Source organism: Mycobacterium sp. NGS59 (assembly GCF_059812345.1).
Genome location: NZ_JCALCN010000020.1, coordinates 55,112 through 77,236 on the forward strand (window position 1 = coordinate 55,112; position 22,125 = coordinate 77,236).

The following is a 22,125-nucleotide window of genomic DNA, read 5'->3' on the forward strand; positions in this document are numbered from 1 at the left end:
CGGCTGGAGACCCTCCATAAGTCCCTACTGTCTTAAAGTTTGATCGGGCACAAACGCATGCTGTTACGCCTTCGGCAGGTTGAGATCGTTTGTAGTCCACTCGTTCACAGCGTTTGTCACAGTCGCAGGATCGTCGAGGTCTACCGGCTTATAAATCATCCCGACCAGGTCGGTCGGCATTGATTTAATCGAGATGTCCTTTAGCAGTAAGCATCTGCGTCCAGTCATGACCATGCTACCGACTTCAATCGTCAGATTGTAATTTAGTCCACGGCTACGTCTGTCCTCGAAAATGGCAATCCCGTAGCGACTTGCCCACATGTGCGCAGCCACGTTCGTCCAAAGGTCATCGGACATGGCACGGTCAGAAGCCAGGTGGAAGTTCAGGCCATGTTCCTCAATTTCGGAGCGGGCAGCTGCTAACGCATGTTCGACAGGATCGCCCCCAGAGTCGTCTGGGAAACGTGTCATGCCGAAAACATTGAGGTCAAACGGGTAGGTCTCGGTGAATTTGGTGACTGGCGCCAGAATCGCCGGAGGCGCGAGGGTGGGTGGCACAAGAGTGTGCATTACCGCACCGAGCAGTGCGCCGCCGTAGCTTTGCGTTTCAGCCAGCAGCTCATGGAGTTCGGATTCGGTGACAACGCTATTCGATTGATGTCGCCCAAGCGGGGTGATGCGCCACAATCCTGCACCACCCGCCTTCGTGATGAATCCTGCTTTGGATAGAGCGGCATACATGTTGCCGATCTTGGACGGTGCGGGCAATCCAAGGTTTTCGAACATCGCGGCCACATCTCGAGGCCGCACGAATCCGCCAGTGCTTCGTGCCTCGACAATACGTGCCAGCGCTAACGCTTGATCTGCTGCAGTCAGCAGCTGGAATCGTACAGCAACAGACTTGCTGTGCGGCTTAGTCACTCGCCGTCCAATACCTGAAAGTTGTTCTCACCGACTGCGTTCGAATCTTCGCTGTCTGACTTCGCGGTTGCCTTCTTACGTCGCGACGGGGCGCGGCGAATTGGTTTGCTAAACTTCTCCGCAAACCTCTCAGCAATCGCGGCTTTGCCCGTATTGGTGACGTAGTACTGACCCTTTGCCGCCGAATCCTCGGCGATCCATCGCTGGGTGATTGCGTCTCCGAAGTCGCGAGAGTAGTTGCCAGGTACTGCTTCGCCTGCGGGGCGGAATTGGCTCTTGACTTCTTCACGGGTGAATGAACCTTGGCCCAGCCTCACCTGCAGGTAGTGGCCAATCGCTGTAATTTTCTCCGGATTTCGTTTCGCTTCGCACTCATCGATGTACTCTCCGACGGTAACTTCTGGGTCAATGCCAGTGCCTCCGCCGCCATCAGCAGGCCGATGCTGGTGCGTTACCAGATGAGGCACACGTGGAGCTGATGGAAGATATGTTTGACCGGGTGCCGTTCCGCCGCCGAGAACAGTAGCGATCACTTGTAGTGCCGTGGTCTGGTCCACATTCCGCGTCAGTTCAACACCGGTGCCCTTCACAGAGACTGTGAACATGTCGGGTGCAATCTCGGCGTTGGCGACAGGTTCAGCGACGGGGGGTACCGCTGCAGATTCCTCACCCATGGAAGCCTCCTTGGAGTATGTATCTCCAAATTACAATCTGGGGACATCCGGTGCAAGCGTGTACTCATGTATTCCCTTGTGTCCAGTTGTAATCAACAGGGCGAGTCATGGAAGAATCCTGCATGAAGTCCTCGAACTCTTCGACACCTACGGCGTCCGCACCACGTCCACATGAGTTGCTCAACCTGCTGATTTGCTGCGATGTGCAAGCAGCCGCTGCTAGGCCGACAGAAGGCCTGGAAATTTAGGGGATTGGAGCCGCTGCAGGTGGTTTTGTGGACTCAGCAGAGGTTGCCAGGGGGCGGACCAGGGACTCATAATCCGTTGGTCGTGGGTTCGAGCCCCACCCGCCCCACCAAGCGTTTGTGCAGGTAAAGACGTTTTTAACGTTTGCTGGGCTCAGGTTTGAGCGGCCAAATTGCCTCAGATCTACGCAAGTCTTACGCATTCAAGTGGCACGATAAGCGGTACAAAGTGGCCAACACCACCGCCCCCAGGGTGCCCGGCTGACTCGTGTGCGAGTGCAGCAGCACTGGCAACCAGTGACCCGGTCGCCGGGGCTGTGGCTAACAATGTCATCCGGTTGCGTTGCTAGGCGCACCCTTCGGCGATTTCTCCTACAAGTACGCCCATTCGACGGCTACCAAGTCGGGCGACTAACGGCAATCCATCGGCGGAGCCGCCTGCGGGCACAACACACACATGAGTGATATGTAGGACCTTTTCCGAACGCAGCACGTCGGCTTCGCCAGCGGCCACAACATTTTTGACCCAATCGGTTTGGCCATGACCTAAGAGAATCGCCAGCACGTTCTTTCTGCGATAAGCCTGGACAACAGTCTCGTACGGGTTGCCCGACTTGCGTCCATGGTGGGTGATGATGGCGAACGTCGGCATGAAACGCGCCACCCGCCGCGCTACCGGGTTCATATATTTCATCTGCAACCTGTCGACCCACGCCGGGAAAAGCATCGGCATGCCCGGAGCACTGTTGGGATGGTTCTTGACTGGCATCGCGGACTCCATTCCAAAGGTGCGAGTACGCAGTACCGCCGGTACCGCTTGGTGCCCGAACGTACCTGGCGCGCGAACAGGCGGCAAGACTAGGAAACGGTGCCCGCCCTCACCCCACCCGGCAGGGGCGTGGGAGTTGGAGGGGACTAAAGGACCGGCCATGTAGATCATGATCTACATGGCCGGTACACTGCCACTGTGACAAATGTAGGGATGCGAGAACTGCGCCAAAATCCCGCTCCCGTCCTGCGTGAGGTTGAGAATGGCGCGGAGGTGACCGTGCTGGTCAACGGCCGCGCCGTCGCCCGGATCGTGCCACTCGAAACGCCAGCCTGGGTAACAGGGGAACAGGCCGGTCGCATCTACGGAACGGCTGTCGACGCCGGTTGGGAAACCGAACTGCGTGAGACCCGCGAAGAAGACATCGTTGACGACCCCTGGGTTTAAGCGAGTCATCCTCGACACCAGCATCCTGGTAGCAACTGATGCCGACTTGTCGGGGCTGGTCTGCCAGATCAGCTCGGTGAGCTATGCGGAGCTTCACTTCGGCGTTCACGCCGCTCCGGACGACAATGCCAGGTTGAATCGTCAGCACCGGTTAACCATGATCCAGTCCGTCTATGGCCGTGGCATCGCCTTCACCGACAACACCGCTCACCATTACGGCCTGCTGTGCGGACGCCTACGAGCCCAGGGCCGGAGTCCGCGCGGTCGCGCCATGGACGTCATGATCGCCGCCACCGCGCTGACCCTTGGCGTCGCGTTGGTCACCAGGAACACAATCGACGTCGAGGGGCTCGGTATCGAACTACTGCAGCGTTGACGCACGGCCTTGTGATGCCGTCGATTCCTGCCTGCTCGGGTGCGTCTCATCGATGCCGCTGGCACCGAACACTTGAACAGGTCACTTTCCTGTTCGAGCAGGCGACGTGACCGTCGTTGTTGACTCTCTGCACGTCGAGATAGCCGAAACCGTTGTTGTACAGGCGTTTCCAAGGACGGGCTGGCCAGGGCGAAGGCCCGGTGCTCGGCAGATTCGATGTCGTTGTGCGGCGCCAACTTTCAGCGCTAATCGTCCGTCGCCGATGTTGGTGCTGCGGTCGGGATGCCGATTGATCGGCAACCCGCCAGCAGCCGTGTCGATGCCATCGAGTAGATGGTGGGCACGCTCGGTGATCCCCGGCATGCCATGACGAGTCGCAGTTCGCATCGGTTCGACCCTGCTGAGCACGCTGGTGACGAACGGCTCGTCTTTGTGCGTTTGCACCCATTCGATCAACGCGGGAGACGCCATCACGAGGTGAAATGCGATCAGCTCGGCGGCAGTTTCAACACCCGGTTGTTGCCGGCATCCGCCACGTAGACATTCCCGGCGGCATCCACAGCGACGCCTTGTGGATTGCGAAGGCCGTTGAACGGCAAGGTGATTGCCGTATTCGACTCCTTGACCAGCTTCAGAACCCGATTGCCGTGGCTGTCGGTCACGTACACGTTGCCGTCGGTGCCGACCGCCACCCAGTCCGGACGGCCGATCACGTAGGGCAGGACAGTGTCGACCGTCGCCGTCCGGGGCAGTTTCAGCACCCGCTCGTTCTCCCGATCGATGACGAAGACGGCGCGGTCCCCACTGACCGCCACGGCCGAGGGACCCGACAAGCCCGCAAACGGCAACTCAGTCTGCTTTCTTGAATGCACACCCAGGGCCAGCACCCGATTGTTGGTCGCGTCGGTGACCAGGACGGCGCGGTCGGCGCGCGGATCGCGCGAACTGACCGCCACACCCGTGGGCTCCCCGAGGTTGGTGAACGGCAGGATGACCGGGCTGGTCGACCCTGCCGTCAGCTCCAGCACTCGGTGCCGTGTCGGTTCGGTGACCACCAGGTCGCCCGCCTCGTTGACTGCTATGTCGTCGGGATGGTCCAGGCCCGCGATCGGTACCTCGGTCTGGCTGGTCGAGCCTCCCTCCACCTCGAGCACCCGGTTGTTGCCGCTGTCGACGACGAAGACGTCGCCCTTCGCATCGACCGCAATGCCAGCGGGTCCGGCGAGACCGGTAAACGGCAGCTGGATCTGACCCCGCGCCTTCGAATGCAGCGGAAATTGCTTGAGCCCGAAGAATGCGGCGACGGCGACGACAAAGACGGCCGCAGCGACGGCAAGGGCGCGGCGACGGTTGCGCCACGCGGCCCAGGGCGGCTGGGTTTCAGTCTTGCCAGAGACGTTGGTGAGTGCCGCCCGGGCAGCCCCAGCCAGTTCGTTCGCGGTCTGGTAGCGCTCATCGAGTTCCTTGGCCATCCCGCGAGCGATGACCTCGTCGAAGCCGGCGGGTATCGCCGGATCGAGGCTGCGAAGCGAGGGCGGCTCGCTGAACAGATGAGCGGCGGCCAATCCCTCCACGCCCCCACCAGAAAACGGCGCCCGCCCAGTCAGACATTCGAAGAGCACGCAGGCCAGGGAGTACACATCGCCGCGGGCATCGGCGATGGTCTCGAGCTTGAAGCGCTCGGGAGCCATATATGCGGGAGTCCCTGGATTGAGATTCGTGCGGGTCAAGCGTGTCCCAACTGCGGGCTGCACGAGTCCGAAGTCGATCAAGTACACGAAGTCATCGCCGACGCTCAGCAAGTTCGACGGCTTCACATCACGGTGCACGAGCCCCGCCTGGTGCGCTGCATCCAGCGCCGCAGCCGTCTGCTCGATGACCCGGACCGCCTTGAGCGGGCTCATTTGACCGTCGCGGCGAAGCAATGTGTGTACATCGATGCCGTCGATGATCGGCATCACCAGGTACAGACGCCCGTCTATCTCGCCGGCGTCGTAGATCGGGATGATGTTCGGGCTGGCCAGTCGGCCCGCCGCCGAGGCTTCGCGACGGAACCGCTCCTCATAGCCGGGCTCGGTAGCCAGTTCCGGCCGCAGCACTTTCACGGCCACGTCGCGGTCCAGCACGGTGTCGTGGGCGCGATATACCGAGCCCATGCTGCCCTGACCGAGCAAGTCGAAAAGCCGATAGCGGCCGAACTCCACTCCGGTTGCGGGTTCCGCCGCTGCGGCGACGGGGGAGGCGAGCGCGTCTCTGGCCGCGAATGCCAGTTCGCGGACGGTGGGATAACGGTCTTCGGGCTTCTTGGCCATGCCACGGGCAATAACGTCGTCAAATCCAGTCGGGATTGCGGGGTCGACGTCGGTGGGCTTGGGTGCCGAACCCTCCGAATGCGCGGTGACGGATTGTTCGAGGCTGTCGCCTGTCACGGCGTGCTGCCCGGTCAGGCACTCGTAGAGCACACAGGTCAGTGCGTAAGTGTCGCTGCTGGGTTCGGCGGGACCGGGACCGAAGCGTTCCGGCGCCCGGTATGGCCAACTTTCGACCGCACCGTCGCCAGCGGCTTGGGTAGGACCGGCCACCCCGGCATCGAGCAGAAACACAATGTCGCCACCGACTACGAACAGGTTTGACGGCTTCACATCGCCGTGAACCAGCCCGGAATCATGCAGAGCCGCCAAAGCCGCGGCGGTTTGCTCGACCAATCGCACCGCCGACCTCGGACTCATTGGTCCGTCGCGACCGAGCAAGCTCTGGGCATTGATGCCGTCGAGGATGGGCATCGACAGGTAGAGCCGTCCGTTGATGTCGCCGACTTCAAGGACCGGGATGATGTGCGGATTGTTCAGCCGGGCCGCGGTGGCGACCTCGTCTCGGAGCTGCTCGCGCCGCCCGGGCTCACTCGTCGACTCCGGCGGAAGTATCCGGATGGCCACGTCGCGATCCATCGTCGTGTCATAGGCCCGATAGACCGTGCCTGTGCCGCCCCAGGGCAGCGTCTCGAGTAGGCGGTAGCGCCCGAAGACCTCGCCCGCCGCCTCCGCTCCCACCGAGTCTCCCTCCGAGCGCACGAACGGTGCCTGGATGCTACAACGCCTGCGTGCGGCGCCCGGGAGCTTTCGTCGGGTCGGTCTAAGTGCTCATGTGACGGTGCTACCTCGCGCCGATTGATGCGCCGGTCAACAGTTCCGGCGCTTCGCTTCGGGAGGGTAGATGCCCTCGACCCCGAATTTCGGCAATACCTCGACCAGCTGCTTGGCGTTGATGAGGTCTTGGATCCTGGCGTTGCCGAGGAAGTACTGGGTGCCGCCACCCACCCTAACCGATCCCTGCGCACTCGTCTCCCTCTCCGCCACGAGGGCGCCGCAGCGCAATTGGCAGGTCGCTGAGTGTGTTGTACCGCGTTGTGCGCCAGCGTTTTTCATCTGATGCCGGCTGAACGTGGTCGGTGTCTGTCCCGCCCCTTCTGAAACCTTCTGTGGTGCAACAGGTGCTACCAACTCACTTCCTCGACCAGGAAGTCGGGCGCCGGTCTCGGGCCGTGACGGTGACGACGTCCGCGCAACCCTATGACCGATGGATACGGCGCGACTTCGCCCAGACGTTTCGAACGGCTACCCTGAATAAGCGGTAGCTCCGTCTGCCCCTCGCAGCGATGCTGCACGCCAATCTCTCGTCCGCGGCGCCATGCCGCGTTGTTTGGAGGAATTCACACATGCGTCTGTTCAGCGTTGCCGTCATCACGGCTGCGGCAATCCTCGGTTCGTCTGCTGTGGCGGTGGCGGCGCCGAAGGATTACTGCGCCGACCTCAAGGGCAGCAATACCGGCGGCACGTGCGAGATCCAACTCTCCGACCCCGCATACAGCGTCGACATCAGCATCCCGATGGATTACCCCGACCAGCAGCCGATCGCCGATTTCATCTCCCAGACGCGCGATGCGTTTGTCAATGCGGCCAAGTCGGGTGGGACCCAAAGTAAGCCCTCTGAGCTGCGGATCAAGCCCACGGAGTACAACTCGGCAATTCCGCCGCGCGGAACGCAGACGGTGGTGTTCAAGGTGTACCGGAACGTCGGCGCGCAGCCGCAGACGACGTTCAAGTCGTTCAACTGGGACCAGACCTATCGCAAGGAAATCCTTTACACCGCCGCATCGGACGACAAGAAGCACACGCCGTTGTGGCGGGTCGATGATCCGCTGCGAGTCGTAGCGCCCGTCGTCCAGGCTGAGCTGGCAAAGCAACAGGCACCGTCTCCGGCCGGGACGCCCACGCCGTCGCCGCAACCGGGACAGCCGGTCACGAGCACGCCACCACCGGCGTCACCGGTGGCGCAGACTGCGCTGTACAACCCTGCCAATTACCAGAATTTCGCGGTGGTCAACGACGGGGTGATCTTCTTCTTCGACCAGGGCACGCTGCTGCCCGACGCCACGCAGGTGCTGGTGCCTCGGTCCGCGATCGACCCAATGCTGGCCTGAGACCCACTGCGGCACCGCGTATTTCGCCGCACGAAGGTACCTGCCGCTTGAGTCAACTCCGCGAGATAAGGTCTTCGATCGCTTGGGTGCCCCAGTCGTTGCCCAGGCGCAGTTCGGGGTTGTGCTCCGGCTCTCCGGGGTCAGGTTTGCCTTGCGTGGCAAGTATGTAGAAGCCCTTGCTGGGCGCAGCAGAGACAACGGCTATCGACTGCTGGAACATGTCGTTCTGCGCGATGTGTTCCTTCACCAGCTTGAAGACATTCGTGTCGAGATCGTTGACCCGCACGATCCGGTAGACGTGGCCCGTCACGGAAAACATGCTCGTGTTCCACTTCGACAGATCCGTCGGGATCCCCTTGAGGCCGTTCAGCTGCGTTCTGGCCTGATGCTGAAAACCGGTGAGGTGAATGTGCAGCTGATCTTGCTTGCGACCGTGAAACGAGTTGATTCCCAACATGACGTCGACGCCCTGGAACCGCTTGGTCGCCTCATCCCAGGCCGGCTTCCACAGATTGAATGCCTTGGGCCCCCAGATTTCTGGGCATTCGACTCCCGTCACGCGAGCCCTCGGTATCGCCAGCAGGTCGTGCTTGCCCTGGCCACCGTCTTTGAGCGCCCATGATTCGTTGACGAAGATGTTGGGCGACGGATTTGCCGGGGGAGGAGCGTGGTCCTTGACGGCTCTCCACAGTTCGAGTCTGGGACCGGTGTCGTTCGGGGACCCGCAGTTGTCGGGCGGGTGGAACCCAGGGTCGGCTTGGGCCGACCACAGCGCTGTCCCAGGAGCGCGCAAGCCCGAACCCATCAGCCCGGAGATGGCGAGGACAGCTACGCCCACCAGGACTGACGTGACGAGCAAAGTCCTCTTACCGATGCCTGCACCGCTTGAATACACCATCTACGACTCCCTGATCAGCAGGATCACCGACCTAGCAATATAGCTGCGCGGAAGGCCAGGCGCGCTGGACCGTTTGCGGGAGATCAACTCACGTCATCGAAAACAGGTCCTGCATCACGATCACGCTGGCAACCCGCTGCAGCCCACCTTCCACCGCGATGCGCTGATCGTCGGGTGACTCGAGCAGTTCGTCGAGCGCCGTCGAGACCCGGTCCATGTCATAGATCGGCTGATCCTTCGCCGCTTGCGAGGCAAACGTGTCCCGGTAGAAGACCAGCATCGGGTCGTTCGGGTCGCGCGTCGGGGGTGTGGTGAACGGATGCTTCTGCCGGTCATACACCTCGGGTATCAACACGTCCTTCGCAGCCTCACGCAGGACATGCTTTTCGCGGTTGCCTCTGACTTTCAGGTTCACCGGCACCCGAGCCGCCGCCTCGGCCACCCGATGGTCCAGGAACGGCACGCGGCCTTCGATGGAGTGAGCCATCTCCATCCGATCGGCGAGGTAATTCAGAATGAAGTTCGGCAGTACCGTCTTGGCGTTGATGTAGAGCATCTGGTTCAGGTGGTCACGACCGGCGACGCGTTGCGCGATCGGTAGACGATCCAGCGCCGAGATCAGCGGCTGAAACTCCCGCACCGAAGTCGGGAGGTCGTCGCGTAGCAGCGGCGCCACGCTATTGGTTTGCGCCGCACCGACATTGAGTGTCGCAGGTAGCCAGCCGAGCCTTCGCTCCACGGCCTGCATCTCCGGACTGCTGACTTGATCCGGCATCATCAGCGCCCGAGTCGCAGCATTGGCGCCCAGCATCTCGTCGAGCAACGCCAGTCGCTCATCCGCGCTCAACGTCGCGTCGTTGTTCAGCGCGTCGACCCGGTAGTACGGGTACCCGCCGAGCATCTCGTCGGCGCCCTCGCCGGTGAACACCACCTTGATGCCTGCGGCCCGGACGGCACGACTGAGGAGGTATTTGGCAACCCCGTGGCCGTTGAACATCTGCGTTTCGGCGTGCCAGATCGCATCGGCGAACGACTCGGCAATCTCGCGTCCGGTGATCGGTATCGGGTGATACGTCGCGCCGACGCGCTTGGCCTGCGCTTCGGCAACGCTGGCCTCGTCATAGAGCGGGTTTTCGAAGGTGAGCGTGAACGCGCGAATCGGGCGACTCGTTTCCTGCTGCGCGAGTCCCAGCACGGCACAGGAATCGATGCCGCCACTCAGATACGAAGCGACCTCCACGTCGGCGACCAGCCGTTGCCGCACCGCATCCTGCAGGGCTTGACGAAAGTCGCCGACGATTTCGGCTTCGCTGCGGGTGTCCGCGCGCATCTGATCAGCCGTCAGGATCTCCCAATCCCAGTACGGGTAGATGCGAACATCGCCGTCTCGGGCGATCGCGTAACAACCCGGCGGCACGGTACTGATCCCGGCGAATTCGGTTTTCTCGTGCGATCTTCCGAACCCTCCGGTGGCGCCCTCGAGATCCCACCTGGCCGGTACGCCCAGCGCCACCAACGCCTTGATCTCCGAGGCGAAGTACACGTCGCCGCCCAGCGCCGCGTAGTAGAGCGGTTTGACTCCGAAACGATCGCGGATCGCATACATCGCGCGTTGCCGTTCGTCGGCGATGATGACTGCGAACTCGCCGCTTAAGGACGTCGCGGCCTGGATGCCCTGTTCGGCATAGAGGTGCAGCGCGATCTCGCTGTCGCTTTCGGTGGAGAAGCGATAGCCGCTGGCGCGAAGACGCTCGCGGATCTCGCGGTACCCGTAGAACTCGCCGTTCACCACCACATGCACGAGACCATCCGGGCTCGTCATGGGTTGAGTCCCGTTGCGCAGACCGATGATCGACAACCGCGTGTGCCCGAGCGTCCACTGCCCGTCCCGCGATGTCCAGGTGCCGTATCCGTCCGGACCGCGATGTTCCAAGAGCTTGAGCGCCGCATCCCGCCGATCGCTCGAAAGGCCACGGCGTGTCATCGCGGCGAATATCCCGCACATCCTCGTGCCCTCCTCACCTGGCGTGGTCGTGACGCATCGACCTGCGAGTCGGCACCGAACCCCGCCTTTGGAGCCTAGCCCCGTCCCGGTAGCGAACGCAGGACTCTCGCGCAGTTGGCCCGATTGACGTCAAAGGCGCTGACCCTCAACCTCTTTGAGGACGCTCAGACAGAGTGTTGTCCATTTCGCCGCGCCCGGGTCCTCGGTCGGGATCGCCCAGGTGCCAACCGGCGGCTTACCCGATAGAGGGAAGTCACCGGGGTAGCACGGCCTCGATAGCGCTGATGACCTCCGGCGCGTCTGGCTCGGTCCGTGGCCGAAACCGATTCACCACCTCACCGTCCGGCGCCACCAGGAACTTCTCGAAGTTCCACTGGATGTCGCCGGCTTTCCCGTCGGAGTCGGCGGCCTTGGTGAGTTCGGCGTAGAGCGGATGGCGGTCGTCGCCGTTGACGTCGGTCTTCTCCAGCAGCGGGAACGTCACCCCGTAGGTCGACGAGCAGAACGTCTGGATCTCTTCGGCGGTGCCCGGTTCCTGACCCATGAACTGGTTGCATGGGACGCCGACGACCGTCAACCCCCGCCCGCGATAGTCCTTGGCCAACTTCTCCAACGCCGCATACTGCGGAGTGAGTCCGCACTTGGAGGCGACGTTCACCACAAGCGTTGCGCCGCCGGACAATTCAGCTAACGTGGCCGGTTTGCCGTCGAGGGTTGTCAGTGCGATGTCGTTGATGGTCACGCGATGACGCTAACACCGTCCCCCTGACCCAGACACGGGTCGCCGCGGTGGCACATCCGACGATCTGACGGCGGACTAGATTGCCCTCATGCGCATTGTTCGCCTGTTCGGTGTAGTACTGACAATCCTTGCGGCAGCCTTGTTGCTGATGAGCCCGGCGGGCGCTCAACCACCGTCCAAGCTCACCGATCACGTCACTGATGGCACCGGGGCATTGACGGGATCCGACCGGGCGGCGGTCAGCGCGGCCGTCGACCGGCTCCACCGCGATCGGCACATCCAACTGTGGGTGGTCTACGTCGACAACTTCAACAGGTTCAAACCCGAGAACTGGGCCGATCGAACGCGCGAAGCCAGCGGGATGGGTGACCACGACGCGCTGTTGGCTGTAGCCACCAACACCAAGCTGTACACGTTCACCGTGCCGCCGAAAGCCCTTACCGCCGACGAGTTGAACAGTCTGCAACGCAACGACATCGACCCGAAGGTGGCCGCCAGAGACTGGAGCGGTGCGGCGCTCGCCGCGGCCGACGGATTGAGCAAATCGGCGAGCCCCGCACAACGGATGTGGCTGCGGCCGGCGATCATCGTCATCGTCGTCGCGATCGTGCTCCTGGCGCTGTTGCTCCTCTATCGGCGACGTCGGCGACGCAGGGCGCCGGCCGATGCGGGCCCGGTCGCCACCGACGCGCGGGGTTACTCGTTGGCGCAGGCTTTGTCCACCGCGGACTCCAGAGTGCGCCAGGTCTCCGATTACGTGGCCAAGTACCGTGACCGCATCGGCGCCGAGGCGCTCGCTCGATCCGAGGAGGCCCGAAGGCATCTGGCGGCCGCGCACGACAAACAAGCAAGCAATGAGCAAGAGGCCATCGCCTATGCCAACCGCGCCTCGACGCTGGCCGCGCAGGCGCAGGAGCAGGCAAACTCTGACGTGCTCAAGGCCAGCGCTGCACGACGTCGTCGCAACAGCACCGCCAGATAGGGACCGGAGGCTTACCCGGCGAAATCCTTCGTCACGAACAGCATGTGGATGATCACCGTCTGCGCGGCGAGCATCGCGAGGCCGATACCCATGACCAAGACTCTCGCTCTGCGGAACTCGGCGTAGAGCAGTGCCAGCGCCACATAGACGCTCAGGCACGGCAATGCGTATCGGTGCACCGCCACAAAACTGCTGTTGATGGTGAAGAAGACGATCGAACACAGTCCGAAGATGCCGAGGGGAATGCCGGCGCCTCGATGCCGGAACAGTAGGTAGAGTGACGACCCGAAAATCGCCGCGAGGCAAATAAGCGGGATCGCGAAATTCACGGTGATGTTGTTGTCGAAACTGCGGATGCCGAGGACCGCTTGAGTCGTTTCGTGTATGGCTCTGCAAATCGAATAGAGGAAATTCGGCTCGAAATTAAGATAGTTCCAGGCATTGGAGTAGGCGTGGAACATCGCGAAGAAATCGTGGCGATAAATTGCGAGATACAAGCCGTACAGCAAGAACCCGACGGGGGCCAAGCCGAAATAAGCGAGGTTGCGGTTGCACGCTGTTTTGATGTTCCAGTTGTAGGCCCGCAGGTATTCCAGTCCGCACAGGCCGAAGAAGAGTACGGAAGGCAGGCGTGTCGCGGTGAGGAACGCCAGCGTGAGCGCCATGAACAACCATTGCCGGCGCAGGGCGAACGCGTACGCCCAGAACCCGAGTGCGACGAAAATCGCTTCGGTATAGAACAGGTGCATGAAGACAGCGGCCGGCGCTGCGAGAAACAGTCCGACGGTGATGTGCCGAGTGCTGCGAATTCCCAACTCCCGCGTGATCGTCAGCAGCGCGGCGATGGCCAAGCCAAGACAGGCGGTATTCAGCAGCAGGCCCAACTGGGGGTAGGGAATGCTATGAAAAGTAGTGACGCCCAGTGCGCCGAGAGTCAGGGGAAAGAGCGGATAGAAGGCGGGCGACTCGGCGCTGCCGAGGTAGCGCTCGTTCACGATGTTCAGATACCACTTCGCATCCCACAGCATCGTGTGATCCAAGAATCCCGACTGATTGGAGAAAAGGGTTGCGCCCAGGATGGTCATTACTGCTTGCCATAGCAGGGCGCATATCATCGCGATTCGCAGATCGGAATTCGTGATCGAGTTCGACCACCGAGCTGTCGCCGGTGTGGTGGGGGGCCGATCGGCCGGTGCTGCATCAGGGGACGATTCAACCGTTGCAGCAACAGGCTCGTCGAGCTTCTGTCGCACATTCCCTCCTAAGCGCCGGCCGTCCTACCCTTTACCCACTTCGAGGTCGTGACGAATCAGGAGTCCCGGCAAGACGCGGCTACACTGCTGTTCGCGAGAACCCCCGTGACACCTCGAGGATGGTTGTGACTCCCGCGCCGAAACCTTTCGAAGTTCATCCGTCGGGTGCGCTGCTGCACGGCACCAAAGGCGGAGCTTGCCGTGGGCGATCTGTTGGTGCCGGGGCGCCGGTCGAATTACGACGCCGACCGCCTGTCGAATCACGTTTACCTGACCCGGACCCTCGATGCAGCGGTGTGGGGAGCCGAGCTGGCGCAGGGCGACGGCCGCGGCCGGGTCTACATCGTCGAACCGGAAGGTGTGCTGGAGGACGACCCGAACGTGGCGGACAAGAAGCTGCCCGGTAACCCCACCCACTCCTTCCGCACGCGGGAGCCGGTGAGAATAGTCGGCGAGCTCACGGACTGGGAGGGGCATTCCCCCGAACAACTCCAAGCCATGCGGGACGGGTTGGCCGACTTGCAGCGGCGGGGACTTGCCGTCATCTACGACTGAATACGTTGCGCGCCAACGGTTTCCGAATCGACTCGACGAACCGAACGAGGCGTCGCTACCGTGTTGGGAGAATTCGGGCTTTCAGCTTTGCGGGGGAATCCTCGGCGGGATTCTGTCGATTTTCCCACCACGGGCTCACGCCGAAAGCCGTCACTTCGCCTCCAAAACCAAGGATTCACAACGAGATTCGCCCCAGACGCCGTGTCCCGGCGCGGCACGTCCTAATCGGCGAAATCAATTCGCACCGACACCGGTGTCGTCTCCAGCGTCTTGACCACCTTCGCGCCCAATCGCCCGAATTTGCGGCCCCGTGCGACGACGTCGTCGTCAGGTCTTATCGTCGCGACCCCATTGCGCCACTGGTTGCCCTGCCGCACACGGACATTGGGATTGTCGACGATGTTGCGCCCCCAGCCCGAGCGGGTGCCGTGCTGACTGATGACCCACGCGCCGGTGCCGTCGAACTGCACGGACACCGGAACGCGACGCGCCAGACCGGTTTTGCGCCCAACGGTCTCCAACTCGGTGGCCAGCGCGGTACGCAATCCCAGTTTGCCCATTCCTCGCACGACCGGATTGAGCACATAGCGTCCGATCGCGCGTTCCCGGCGGAATTTTCGCAACGTCTTGTCGCTGTTGGTCATGGCGATCTCCCTGTGTATACCGATCGGTCTACCGAACCATAGTAGACCAATCGGTATACTGCAACCATGACCGCCCGTGAGCGCTTGATCGGTAGCGCCATTGATCTGCTGCGCCGCAAGGGCGTGGCTGGAGCCGGGCTGGCTGAACTCCTCGAGCACAGCGGCACCGCGCGCCGCTCGCTCTACGTGAATTTTCCGGGCGGGAAGTCCGAGTTGATGACCGAGGCCACCCGCACGGCGGGTCAACTCTTCGACACGACGCTGGCGGGCACCGGACGCGAGTCGTTGGCCGCGTTCGTCGAGTCCTGGAAGGAGTCGCTGCGTTCCAGCGACTTCAGCGCCGGGTGCCCGATCGTCGCCGCCGCCCTCGGACGTTCGGAGTCACCATCGGCCGCAGACGCCGCCGGCGAGGCGTTTTCGGCGTGGCAGACCATGATCGCCGGACGCCTGCGGGCCGACGGAGCGGCCGACGACAAGGCCGAAGCACTGGCCACCACCGTGGTGGCCGCCGTCGAGGGCGCGGTGATCCTCTGCCTCGCTGCACGTTCCACCGAGCCACTCGACCGCACGGTGAACATGCTCTACGGGCTGATCGACCAGCACGTTAGCTGAATCCAACTGCGCCGCAACAAATCCGACGTGAGGGGAATATTCGGCCGTGATTGGTTGTCGAGGTCTGGGAAGCCGACAGACAGGGACAGCCATGAAGTTCGGGATCGCCACGTTCGTCAACGACGACAGCATCGACACGGTGTCACTGGCCCGCGGTATCGAAGAACGCGGATTCGAGTCCCTGGTGGTCGCCGAGCACACGCACATCCCGGCCAGCCGGGAAACGCCGTATCCGCTCGGCGGTGAGCTGCCGTCGATCTACTACCGCACCTTGGACCCGTTCGTGACGCTCGCGGCAGCCGCGGCGGTCACGTCGAAGATCGAGCTGTTCACCGGTATCGCGTTGCTCATCCAGCGCGACCCGATCACCACCGCCAAGGAAGCCGCCAGCATCGATCTGATCTCTGACGGCCGATTCGTGTTCGGCGTGGGCGCGGGCTGGAATCTCGAGGAGATGCGCGACCACGGCACCGACCCGAAGACGCGCGGTGCCCTGCTGGACGAACGGATCGAGGCCATCAAAGCGCTGTGGACCGACGAACCCGCCGAATACCACGGCAAATACGTGGACTTCCCGCCGTCGTACAGCCGCCCGAAACCGGTACGCAAACCCCATCCGCCGATCTTCATCGGTGGCGACTCCGACGCGACCGTCAAGCGGATCGTCCGGCATGAGGCGGGCTGGATATCGAATCCGTTTCCCATCGACCACATCGGCCGCCGCGTCGAGCAACTGCGCGAGGCCGCCAACCACGATGTCCCGCTGGCGATGTTCGGCGCGCCCTCCGATCTCGACTACTGGCGCGCCGCCGAGGAATTAGGGTTCGAGCAACTCGCGCTGCTGCTGCCCACCAAGCCGCGGGACGATTCGCTGCGGCTGCTCGACAAGTACGCGGAGTCGGTAGCCCGCTACCGCGCCTGAGCGCGCCGCCCAGCCCCCCGCGAGCAGACGCGAAAGCCCCCATTTCGTGCCGAAATGAGGGGCTTTTGCGTCTGCTCGCGGGGAAAGCGTGCGGGGCGAGTGACGGGATTCGAACCCGTGTATACGGCTTTGCAGGCCGCTGCCTAGCCGCTCAGCCACACCCGCACGAACCACCACCGTGCCAGCACCGGGCGTCTGGGCCCAGACTTTGACTCGGCCGAATCATATTGGCCTAATCTCGCCGCATGAACCGGGTGATCCGCCGCCAGCTGAACATCTACGACTTCCGCGCCTGGCAGGGCTGGGCCGCGTTCCTGCTGGACCACACCTGGGGGGCGATGGGCACCGTCCTGGGCTACGGGCTGCAACTCGTCAACGAGCTCATGCCGAACTCCGGTTACGACCCCACCCTCAGTCAGCGGGCGGGTGCCCACGTCTACCGTGGCGGCGTCGGGCTGCCGGGCTTCGTCACCACGCTGGGCAACGTCACGACCAGCCTCGGCGCCGGGCCGGGCACCGAGAGCCTGATGGCCGACCACGAATCGGTGCATGTCTGGCAGAGCAGGATCTTCGGCCCGCTGTTCCCGATCACTTACGTCGGCTGGATGGTCGGCGGCGTCGTCGTCGGCACGGGCTACTGGGTGTTCCACCGCGAGCAGAACTGGTACCGCCTGGTCGAAACCGTGGCCTACTACGACAACCCGTGGGAGGTGTGGGCCTACGCCAACCACCGCAACTGGCCGCCGGTGAACGCGAACCCGACGTTGCTGTGGCCGCGTCGGGGTTGCGTCGAACGGCCCAACCGAAAGTCGCGTCCCCGATAATCGGCGCGTGACAGCAAGGCCGGTTGAGCGCGGATGGCGCAGCGGACGGGCACTCAGCGCGTTCGTCGTCTATCTCGTCGGCGCCGTCGCGCTCACCTTCCGTGCCTGGACAGGACCGAGATCGGGATGGGCCGGGAACTGCTGCGATCAGCACCAGACGATCTGGTTTCTGGGCTGGCCACCCCACGCGCTGGCTAACGGGCTCGATCCGTTCTTCACGACCCAGATCAATGCGCCCGATGGCGTGAACCTGATGTGGAACACCCCGATGACGCTCCTGGGGCTGCTGGGCTGGCTGCCGGCCAAACTCGGCGGTCCGATCTTCGGGTTCAACGTCCTGATGGTCCTGGGCATCGCCCTCAGTGGTTTCACCGCGTGGATCGCGATCCGCCGCTGGACCGGCGATGGCGCTGGTCCCCTGGTCGGTGGTGCGGTCTACGCCTTTTCGCCCTACGTCGCCTCACACGCGGCTCTGCACCTGAACCTGGCCACCTCCTGGGTCCCGCCCCTCTTCCTGCTCGTCATCGACGAACTCTTGGTAACCCGGCGGCGGCCACCGTGGCAGTCGGGGCTGGCGCTGGGAGCCCTGAGCGCCGTGCAACTCCTCATCACCGAAGAGGTGTTAGCCACCAGCGCCGTAGCGGCCGCAGTGTTGGTGGGCGTGATGGCGTTGGCGCGTCGCGACGGCCGAGTCTGGTCGCGGTGTCGCGCCGGAGCCGCCCGGCTCGCTCCGGCGCTAGGGCTCGCAGCTCTCACCTTCCTGCTGCTCACGGCCGGGCCGCTCGTCGCCCAGTTTTTCGGACCGCAGCGCATCCACGGACCGGTCCAACATCCCGAGACGTTCTCGACCGATCTGCTCAACCTCGTCGTTCCGACGCCTTACCAACTGCTTGCCCCGGACGTGGCGACGCACATGTCCCACCAGTTCACCGGTCTCTATCACGAGGCGACGGGTTACCTGGGCCTGCCGCTGCTGGTCCTGCTGGCATGGGTGGCAGCACGCCAGTGGAACGACCTTCGGGTGCGCGTCGCGAGCGTCACCGGGGCGCTGCTGATGGTGCTGTCACTCGGTCCCTGGCTGCACGTGGGCCACGAAAGGCTGCCCGTGCCGCTGCCGTGGCTGCCGCTGGGCGAGCTACCGCTCCTCAAACACGTTCTGCCGGGGCGCTTTACAGCTTTCGTATGGCTGGCCGTCGCCGTGATCGTCGCGATCGTCATCACCCGGGCGACTCGCCCGCAACCGCGACCGGCGCTCCGGTGGCTGCTGGCCGTCGCCGCGGCACTCGTCGTGATCGTGCCCGCTCCGCTGCAGCGGCAGCCGTTCCATACCCCGTTATTCTTCCGCACGTGGGCGAGCCACAACATTCGTCGCGACGAAACAGTCCTCGTCGCACCGTATTTCGTCAACGGTGACCAGGCAGCCCCGATGGTCTGGGCGGCGGAGGCCGACTACGGGCTGCGGATGCCGGAGGCATACGCGTACCTGCCCCAACCGGACGGCCGGACCATCACCGGACCGTGGGCCACGCGGCTTTTCACGATCATGCGCACGATCCAGGAGGACAAGACCTCGTTCCGGGCCAGAGGAGAGGTGCGTGCGCAGGTCACCGCGAATCTGCGGTTCGCCGACATTCGCCACGTGATCGTCGGGCCGATGCCGGCATGGACTGAAATGATTGCGTTCTTCGCCGACCTCTTCGGTCGGGCGCCAGAATTCGTCGACGAGATCGCGATCTGGCGCGACATCAACGTCCGAGGCGTCGTGGCCGCACCCCGATAGGAGAAAGCCCATGCGAATCGGACTGATGGTCGGATCCGACAAAGAGCGTTCGCGCGCCGAGCGCCTGCCCGGGTTGTTGGAGGACGCGAAAGCCGCTGAAGCAGCGGGCTTCAGCTCATTTTGGATGCCGCAAGTTCCTGGCTATCTGGATGCGCTGACCGCTGTCGCCTTGATCGGGCAGGTGACCGAGCGCATCGAACTCGGGACCGCGGTGGTACCGATCCAGACCCGTCACCCGCTGATCATGGCCCAGCAGGCTTTGACGACGAGCATTGCCTGCGGCGGCCGGTTCACCCTGGGCCTGGGCCCTTCGCATCACTGGATCATCAGCGACCAACTGGGGCTTCCCTATGACAGGCCGGCCCGTCTGGTGCGCGACTACCTCGAGGTGTTGGCGGCGTCATTTTCCGGCCCCGGACCCGTGCGGGTCACGAACGAGACGTATGACGTCAACGGCTCGATCGATGTCGCCGATGCGGCCGAGATGACGGTATTGCTTGCCGCGCTTGGGCCCACCATGCTGCGGCTTGCCGGCGAGCGGGCCGGCGGCACCATTTTGTGGATGGCCGACGAGCGTGCGATAGGGGATTACGTCGTCCCGCGGCTCACCGCGGCCGCCGCCGGCCGGTCGGACCCACGAGTGGTCGCAGGCGTTCCAGTGGCACTCTGCTCGAACAGCCAGGCCGACCAGGCCCGCGCGGATGCGAGCGAAATCCTCGGCCATGCGGACTTCTCGCCGAACTATGTCCGCCTGCTGGAACGAGGAGACGCACAGGACGTCGGCGACACCATGGCGGCCGGTGACGAATCGGCCGTCTTGGCGCGGCTTCGCAGCTACCGGGATGCCGGTGTCACGGACCTGGCCGCACGAATCGTGCCGCTGGGCGAGGACCCGGTGGTCCGGATGAAGTCACGGTCCCGGACCCAACAGTTCCTCGCGTCCATCTGCACCGACCTCTAGCAAGTGGTCCCGACGCCCGGACAGCGTTGTGTGACGCCGACAACGGCCCACCGCGCCGTTGTCCGGTTCGGGCAAACCCGTTGCGCCCTTTGCGCGCCACAATGAGCGAAGTATCAACGCTGCCCGCCCCGATAGGAATCGTCGATGACTACCCCGCGTCGCCTTCGTCGACCGACACCCATGCTGATTTGGGCTGTGCTGATCATCCTGGTGGGGTTGCCGATCGCCGTCGCCGTCGGCATCGCAGTCCACGACTCTCGCAGCAACTTCTACGCCCAGCACGCCCAGACCAGCCAGCAGGTGACGGCGGTAGTAGCCGGCGACGACGCCGTCTACCAGCCGCTGGCCGACCCCAGGACGGTCAGCGTGCCTGCCCGCTGGTTTGCGGCCGGAACCGAGCACGCCGGTGCGGTAACGGCACCCCGAGGCGCGAAAGTCGGTGATCTCGTTGACATCCGGGTGGATGCAGCGGGATACCACATCGGTCAGCCGTCCCGATCCGCACTCGACGAATCCGTGGCAGCGGCCGTGTCCACCTGGTTGAGTTTGAGCATTGTCACCGCTGTGCTCGTGGCCGCCAGCCGATCGGCGCTCAGGCGCATCCCGGAGACCAGCGGTCGCGGTATCGGCCACCCGGTCGCGCGTCCCCGACTGGCGTAGCAGCACAGCAACAAGCACCGCTGTTCGTCCGATAACGGTAAGCGCGGCGGCTCGAATTCACTTCCACGATCGCGATCAGTGACACCAACTAGGGAGGTACGTAATGGATTACGTCGAACGGTTTGACGGAGGACCGCGCTCGGCGATCGTCGTCGGCGCGGGCATTGTCGGATTGTCGACGGCGTGGTTCCTCCAGGAGCGCGGAGTCGACGTCACCGTGGTGGATCGTGTCGAGCCCGGAGCCGGGGCGTCGCGCGGCAACGCCGGCTGGGTGGCACCGGGGCTGGTCCTTCCGTTGAATTCGCCTGCAGTGCTGCGGTATGGGTTGCGTTCCCTGCTCGACACCAAAGCACCGCTGCACATTCCGCTGACCCGGGACATCGGATTGGCGCTCTTCCTGCTCCGATTCGCGGCGAACTGCCGGCCATCGTCCTACCGACGCGCGCTGGATGCCAACGTCATCCTCAACGAGGACTGCATCGAGGCTTTCGACGTGCTGATCAGCAACGGCGTCGACGCGCCGGTGACCGATGCGCCCATCACCGCCGTGTTCGAGACCTCCGCCCAGGCGCAGCGCTTGCTGACAGAGCTACGCGAGCTCGAAAAGGCCGGGCAGGCAATGGATATCACCCCGCTCTCGGGGGCCGCGCTGCACGATGCGGTGCCGCTGGCCGGCCGCGCGGCCACGAGCGGCCTGAACATCAACGGACAGCGCTTCATCGATCCGCACCGATTCGTCACGGCCCTGGGGCGCGCGGTGACCGAACGCGGAGCAACGTTGTGCCGACGGGACATTGCCGGGATCGGCCGCCGGGGCGGCCACGTCGTGGTCGAGTCGGAGCGCGACGAGCCGCTGGCAGCCGAGGCAGTAGTTGTCGCCACCGGCGCGCTGCTGTCCCGATTGGCGGGCAACGGGTTGCGTGTCCCGGTGCGTGCCGGTCGCGGCTATTCGTTCACGGTGCCGGTGGAACGTCCGATGCCAGGTCCCATCTATCTGCCCGACGTACGGGTGGCGTGCACGCCCTACCGAGGCGCGATGCGTGTTTCGGGAACCATGGAATTCCGTGGCCCGCACGAACCCGTCATGCCCGCACGGGTGAACGCCATCGTGGCCTCTGCCGACCCATTGCTGGACGGAGTGCGCTGGGAGGACCGCAGCGATGTCTGGGTCGGCTCGCGCCCGGTCACCCCCGACGGTCGGCCCCTGATCGGTGAGGTGTCACCCGGGGTCTTCGTGGCCGGCGGCCACGGCATGTGGGGCCTCACGCACGGGCCGGTGACCGGACGGCTGTTGGCCGAACACATCACCACCGGCAAGCAACCGCAAGCGCTTCGCGACTTCGATCCCGTACGCAGGGTAGGCCGCTGACCCGTT

General features: G+C 63.7%; 21 protein-coding genes, 1 tRNA gene and 1 pseudogene. 12 read left to right on the forward strand and 11 right to left on the reverse strand.

All coding sequences use genetic code 11. The features are described 5' to 3' along the window. Window positions 1–63: 63 nt before the first annotated feature. From AC5Y46_RS19720 to AC5Y46_RS19730, 3 genes are all read right to left on the reverse strand, one after another. Entirely contained in the window at window positions 64–921 is an 858-nt protein-coding gene (locus AC5Y46_RS19720) for a hypothetical protein (RefSeq protein WP_499945809.1), read from the reverse strand. Beyond that, window positions 918–1,595 (reverse strand): hypothetical protein, encoded by a 678-nt coding sequence (locus tag AC5Y46_RS19725; RefSeq protein ID WP_499945810.1) that lies wholly within the window; start codon window positions 1,593–1,595, stop codon window positions 918–920. Before AC5Y46_RS19725 ends, AC5Y46_RS19720 begins: the two co-directional genes overlap by 4 nt. 591 nt (window positions 1,596–2,186) lie before the next feature. Then, a complete protein-coding gene (locus AC5Y46_RS19730) occupies window positions 2,187–2,609 on the reverse strand; it encodes a nitroreductase family deazaflavin-dependent oxidoreductase (RefSeq protein ID WP_499945811.1) in 423 nt (140 codons plus the stop codon). A gap of 213 nt (window positions 2,610–2,822) precedes the next feature. Between AC5Y46_RS19730 and AC5Y46_RS19735 the strand changes: the two genes are divergently transcribed. Next, window positions 2,823–3,056 carry a type II toxin-antitoxin system Phd/YefM family antitoxin gene (locus AC5Y46_RS19735; protein ID WP_499945812.1) on the forward strand — a complete coding sequence of 78 codons (234 nt, stop codon included), beginning with the start codon at window positions 2,823–2,825 and terminating at the stop codon, window positions 3,054–3,056. Further along, window positions 3,037–3,432: a PIN domain-containing protein gene (locus tag AC5Y46_RS19740; protein WP_499945813.1), complete on the forward strand. Its 396-nt coding sequence runs from the start codon at window positions 3,037–3,039 to the stop codon at window positions 3,430–3,432. The genes AC5Y46_RS19735 and AC5Y46_RS19740 overlap by 20 nt, the downstream gene beginning before the upstream one ends. 488 nt (window positions 3,433–3,920) lie before the next feature. Here AC5Y46_RS19740 and AC5Y46_RS19745 read toward each other — a convergent pair whose 3' ends face one another. Together AC5Y46_RS19745 and AC5Y46_RS19750 are read right to left on the reverse strand one after the other, a co-directional pair. Then, on the reverse strand, window positions 3,921–6,482 hold the full coding sequence (locus AC5Y46_RS19745; protein WP_499992563.1) for a serine/threonine-protein kinase PknD: 2,562 nt from the start codon (window positions 6,480–6,482) through the stop codon (window positions 3,921–3,923). A gap of 129 nt (window positions 6,483–6,611) precedes the next feature. Continuing rightward, window positions 6,612–6,749: a hypothetical protein gene (locus tag AC5Y46_RS19750; RefSeq protein WP_499945815.1), complete on the reverse strand. Its 138-nt coding sequence runs from the start codon at window positions 6,747–6,749 to the stop codon at window positions 6,612–6,614. A gap of 398 nt (window positions 6,750–7,147) precedes the next feature. On the opposite strand from AC5Y46_RS19750, the gene AC5Y46_RS19755 reads away from it, so the two are divergent. Further along, window positions 7,148–7,912: an RsiV family protein gene (locus tag AC5Y46_RS19755; RefSeq protein ID WP_499945816.1), complete on the forward strand. Its 765-nt coding sequence runs from the start codon at window positions 7,148–7,150 to the stop codon at window positions 7,910–7,912. Between the two features lie 52 nt (window positions 7,913–7,964). Here the strand turns inward: AC5Y46_RS19755 and AC5Y46_RS19760 are convergent, their stop codons facing one another. From AC5Y46_RS19760 to AC5Y46_RS19770, 3 genes are all read right to left on the reverse strand, one after another. After that, entirely contained in the window at window positions 7,965–8,810 is an 846-nt protein-coding gene (locus tag AC5Y46_RS19760; RefSeq protein WP_499945817.1) for a CDP-diacylglycerol diphosphatase, read from the reverse strand. An 88-nt stretch (window positions 8,811–8,898) separates the two neighbouring features. Beyond that, on the reverse strand, window positions 8,899–10,815 hold the full coding sequence (gene asnB / locus AC5Y46_RS19765; RefSeq protein WP_499945818.1) for an asparagine synthase (glutamine-hydrolyzing): 1,917 nt from the start codon (window positions 10,813–10,815) through the stop codon (window positions 8,899–8,901). Between the two features lie 253 nt (window positions 10,816–11,068). Next, window positions 11,069–11,557: a glutathione peroxidase gene (locus tag AC5Y46_RS19770; RefSeq protein ID WP_499945819.1), complete on the reverse strand. Its 489-nt coding sequence runs from the start codon at window positions 11,555–11,557 to the stop codon at window positions 11,069–11,071. Window positions 11,558–11,645: 88 nt separating this feature from the next. On the opposite strand from AC5Y46_RS19770, the gene AC5Y46_RS19775 reads away from it, so the two are divergent. Beyond that, entirely contained in the window at window positions 11,646–12,539 is an 894-nt protein-coding gene (locus tag AC5Y46_RS19775; RefSeq protein ID WP_499945821.1) for a TPM domain-containing protein, read from the forward strand. A gap of 11 nt (window positions 12,540–12,550) precedes the next feature. Here the strand turns inward: AC5Y46_RS19775 and AC5Y46_RS19780 are convergent, their stop codons facing one another. Then, a complete protein-coding gene (locus tag AC5Y46_RS19780; protein WP_499992564.1) occupies window positions 12,551–13,792 on the reverse strand; it encodes a putative hexosyltransferase in 1,242 nt (413 codons plus the stop codon). A gap of 119 nt (window positions 13,793–13,911) precedes the next feature. Here AC5Y46_RS19780 and arr point away from each other — a divergent pair. Further along, a pseudogene (gene arr / locus AC5Y46_RS19785) lies at window positions 13,912–14,347 on the forward strand (NAD(+)--rifampin ADP-ribosyltransferase). Window positions 14,348–14,568: 221 nt separating this feature from the next. Here the strand turns inward: arr and AC5Y46_RS19790 are convergent. Continuing rightward, complete coding sequence (locus AC5Y46_RS19790; protein WP_499992565.1) at window positions 14,569–14,991, reverse strand: nitroreductase family deazaflavin-dependent oxidoreductase; 423 nt, start codon at window positions 14,989–14,991, stop codon at window positions 14,569–14,571. Window positions 14,992–15,057: 66 nt separating this feature from the next. Between AC5Y46_RS19790 and AC5Y46_RS19795 the strand changes: the two genes are divergently transcribed. Both AC5Y46_RS19795 and AC5Y46_RS19800 read left to right on the forward strand, forming a co-directional pair. Beyond that, window positions 15,058–15,603 (forward strand): TetR/AcrR family transcriptional regulator, encoded by a 546-nt coding sequence (locus AC5Y46_RS19795; protein ID WP_499992566.1) that lies wholly within the window; start codon window positions 15,058–15,060, stop codon window positions 15,601–15,603. Between the two features lie 91 nt (window positions 15,604–15,694). Then, window positions 15,695–16,525, forward strand: a complete 831-nt coding sequence (locus AC5Y46_RS19800) for an LLM class F420-dependent oxidoreductase (protein ID WP_499992567.1) — start codon at window positions 15,695–15,697, stop codon at window positions 16,523–16,525. A gap of 94 nt (window positions 16,526–16,619) precedes the next feature. Here AC5Y46_RS19800 and AC5Y46_RS19805 read toward each other — a convergent pair. After that, window positions 16,620–16,690: transfer RNA gene (locus AC5Y46_RS19805), tRNA-Cys, on the reverse strand. An 80-nt stretch (window positions 16,691–16,770) separates the two neighbouring features. Between AC5Y46_RS19805 and AC5Y46_RS19810 the strand changes: the two genes are divergently transcribed. The 5 genes from AC5Y46_RS19810 (at window position 16,771) to AC5Y46_RS19830 (ending at window position 22,119) form a co-directional block, all read left to right on the forward strand. Next, window positions 16,771–17,349, forward strand: coding sequence for a hypothetical protein (locus tag AC5Y46_RS19810; RefSeq protein ID WP_499992568.1), 579 nt, complete (start codon window positions 16,771–16,773; stop codon window positions 17,347–17,349). A 7-nt stretch (window positions 17,350–17,356) separates the two neighbouring features. Then, a complete protein-coding gene (locus tag AC5Y46_RS19815) occupies window positions 17,357–19,129 on the forward strand; it encodes a DUF6311 domain-containing protein (protein ID WP_499992569.1) in 1,773 nt (590 codons plus the stop codon). 10 nt (window positions 19,130–19,139) lie between these two features. Beyond that, on the forward strand, window positions 19,140–20,090 hold the full coding sequence (locus AC5Y46_RS19820; protein WP_499992570.1) for an LLM class F420-dependent oxidoreductase: 951 nt from the start codon (window positions 19,140–19,142) through the stop codon (window positions 20,088–20,090). 144 nt (window positions 20,091–20,234) lie between these two features. Continuing rightward, window positions 20,235–20,750, forward strand: a complete 516-nt coding sequence (locus tag AC5Y46_RS19825; RefSeq protein ID WP_499945829.1) for an Rv1733c family protein — start codon at window positions 20,235–20,237, stop codon at window positions 20,748–20,750. Window positions 20,751–20,853: 103 nt separating this feature from the next. After that, on the forward strand, window positions 20,854–22,119 hold the full coding sequence (locus tag AC5Y46_RS19830) for an NAD(P)/FAD-dependent oxidoreductase (RefSeq protein ID WP_499945830.1): 1,266 nt from the start codon (window positions 20,854–20,856) through the stop codon (window positions 22,117–22,119). Window positions 22,120–22,125: the final 6 nt, after the last annotated feature.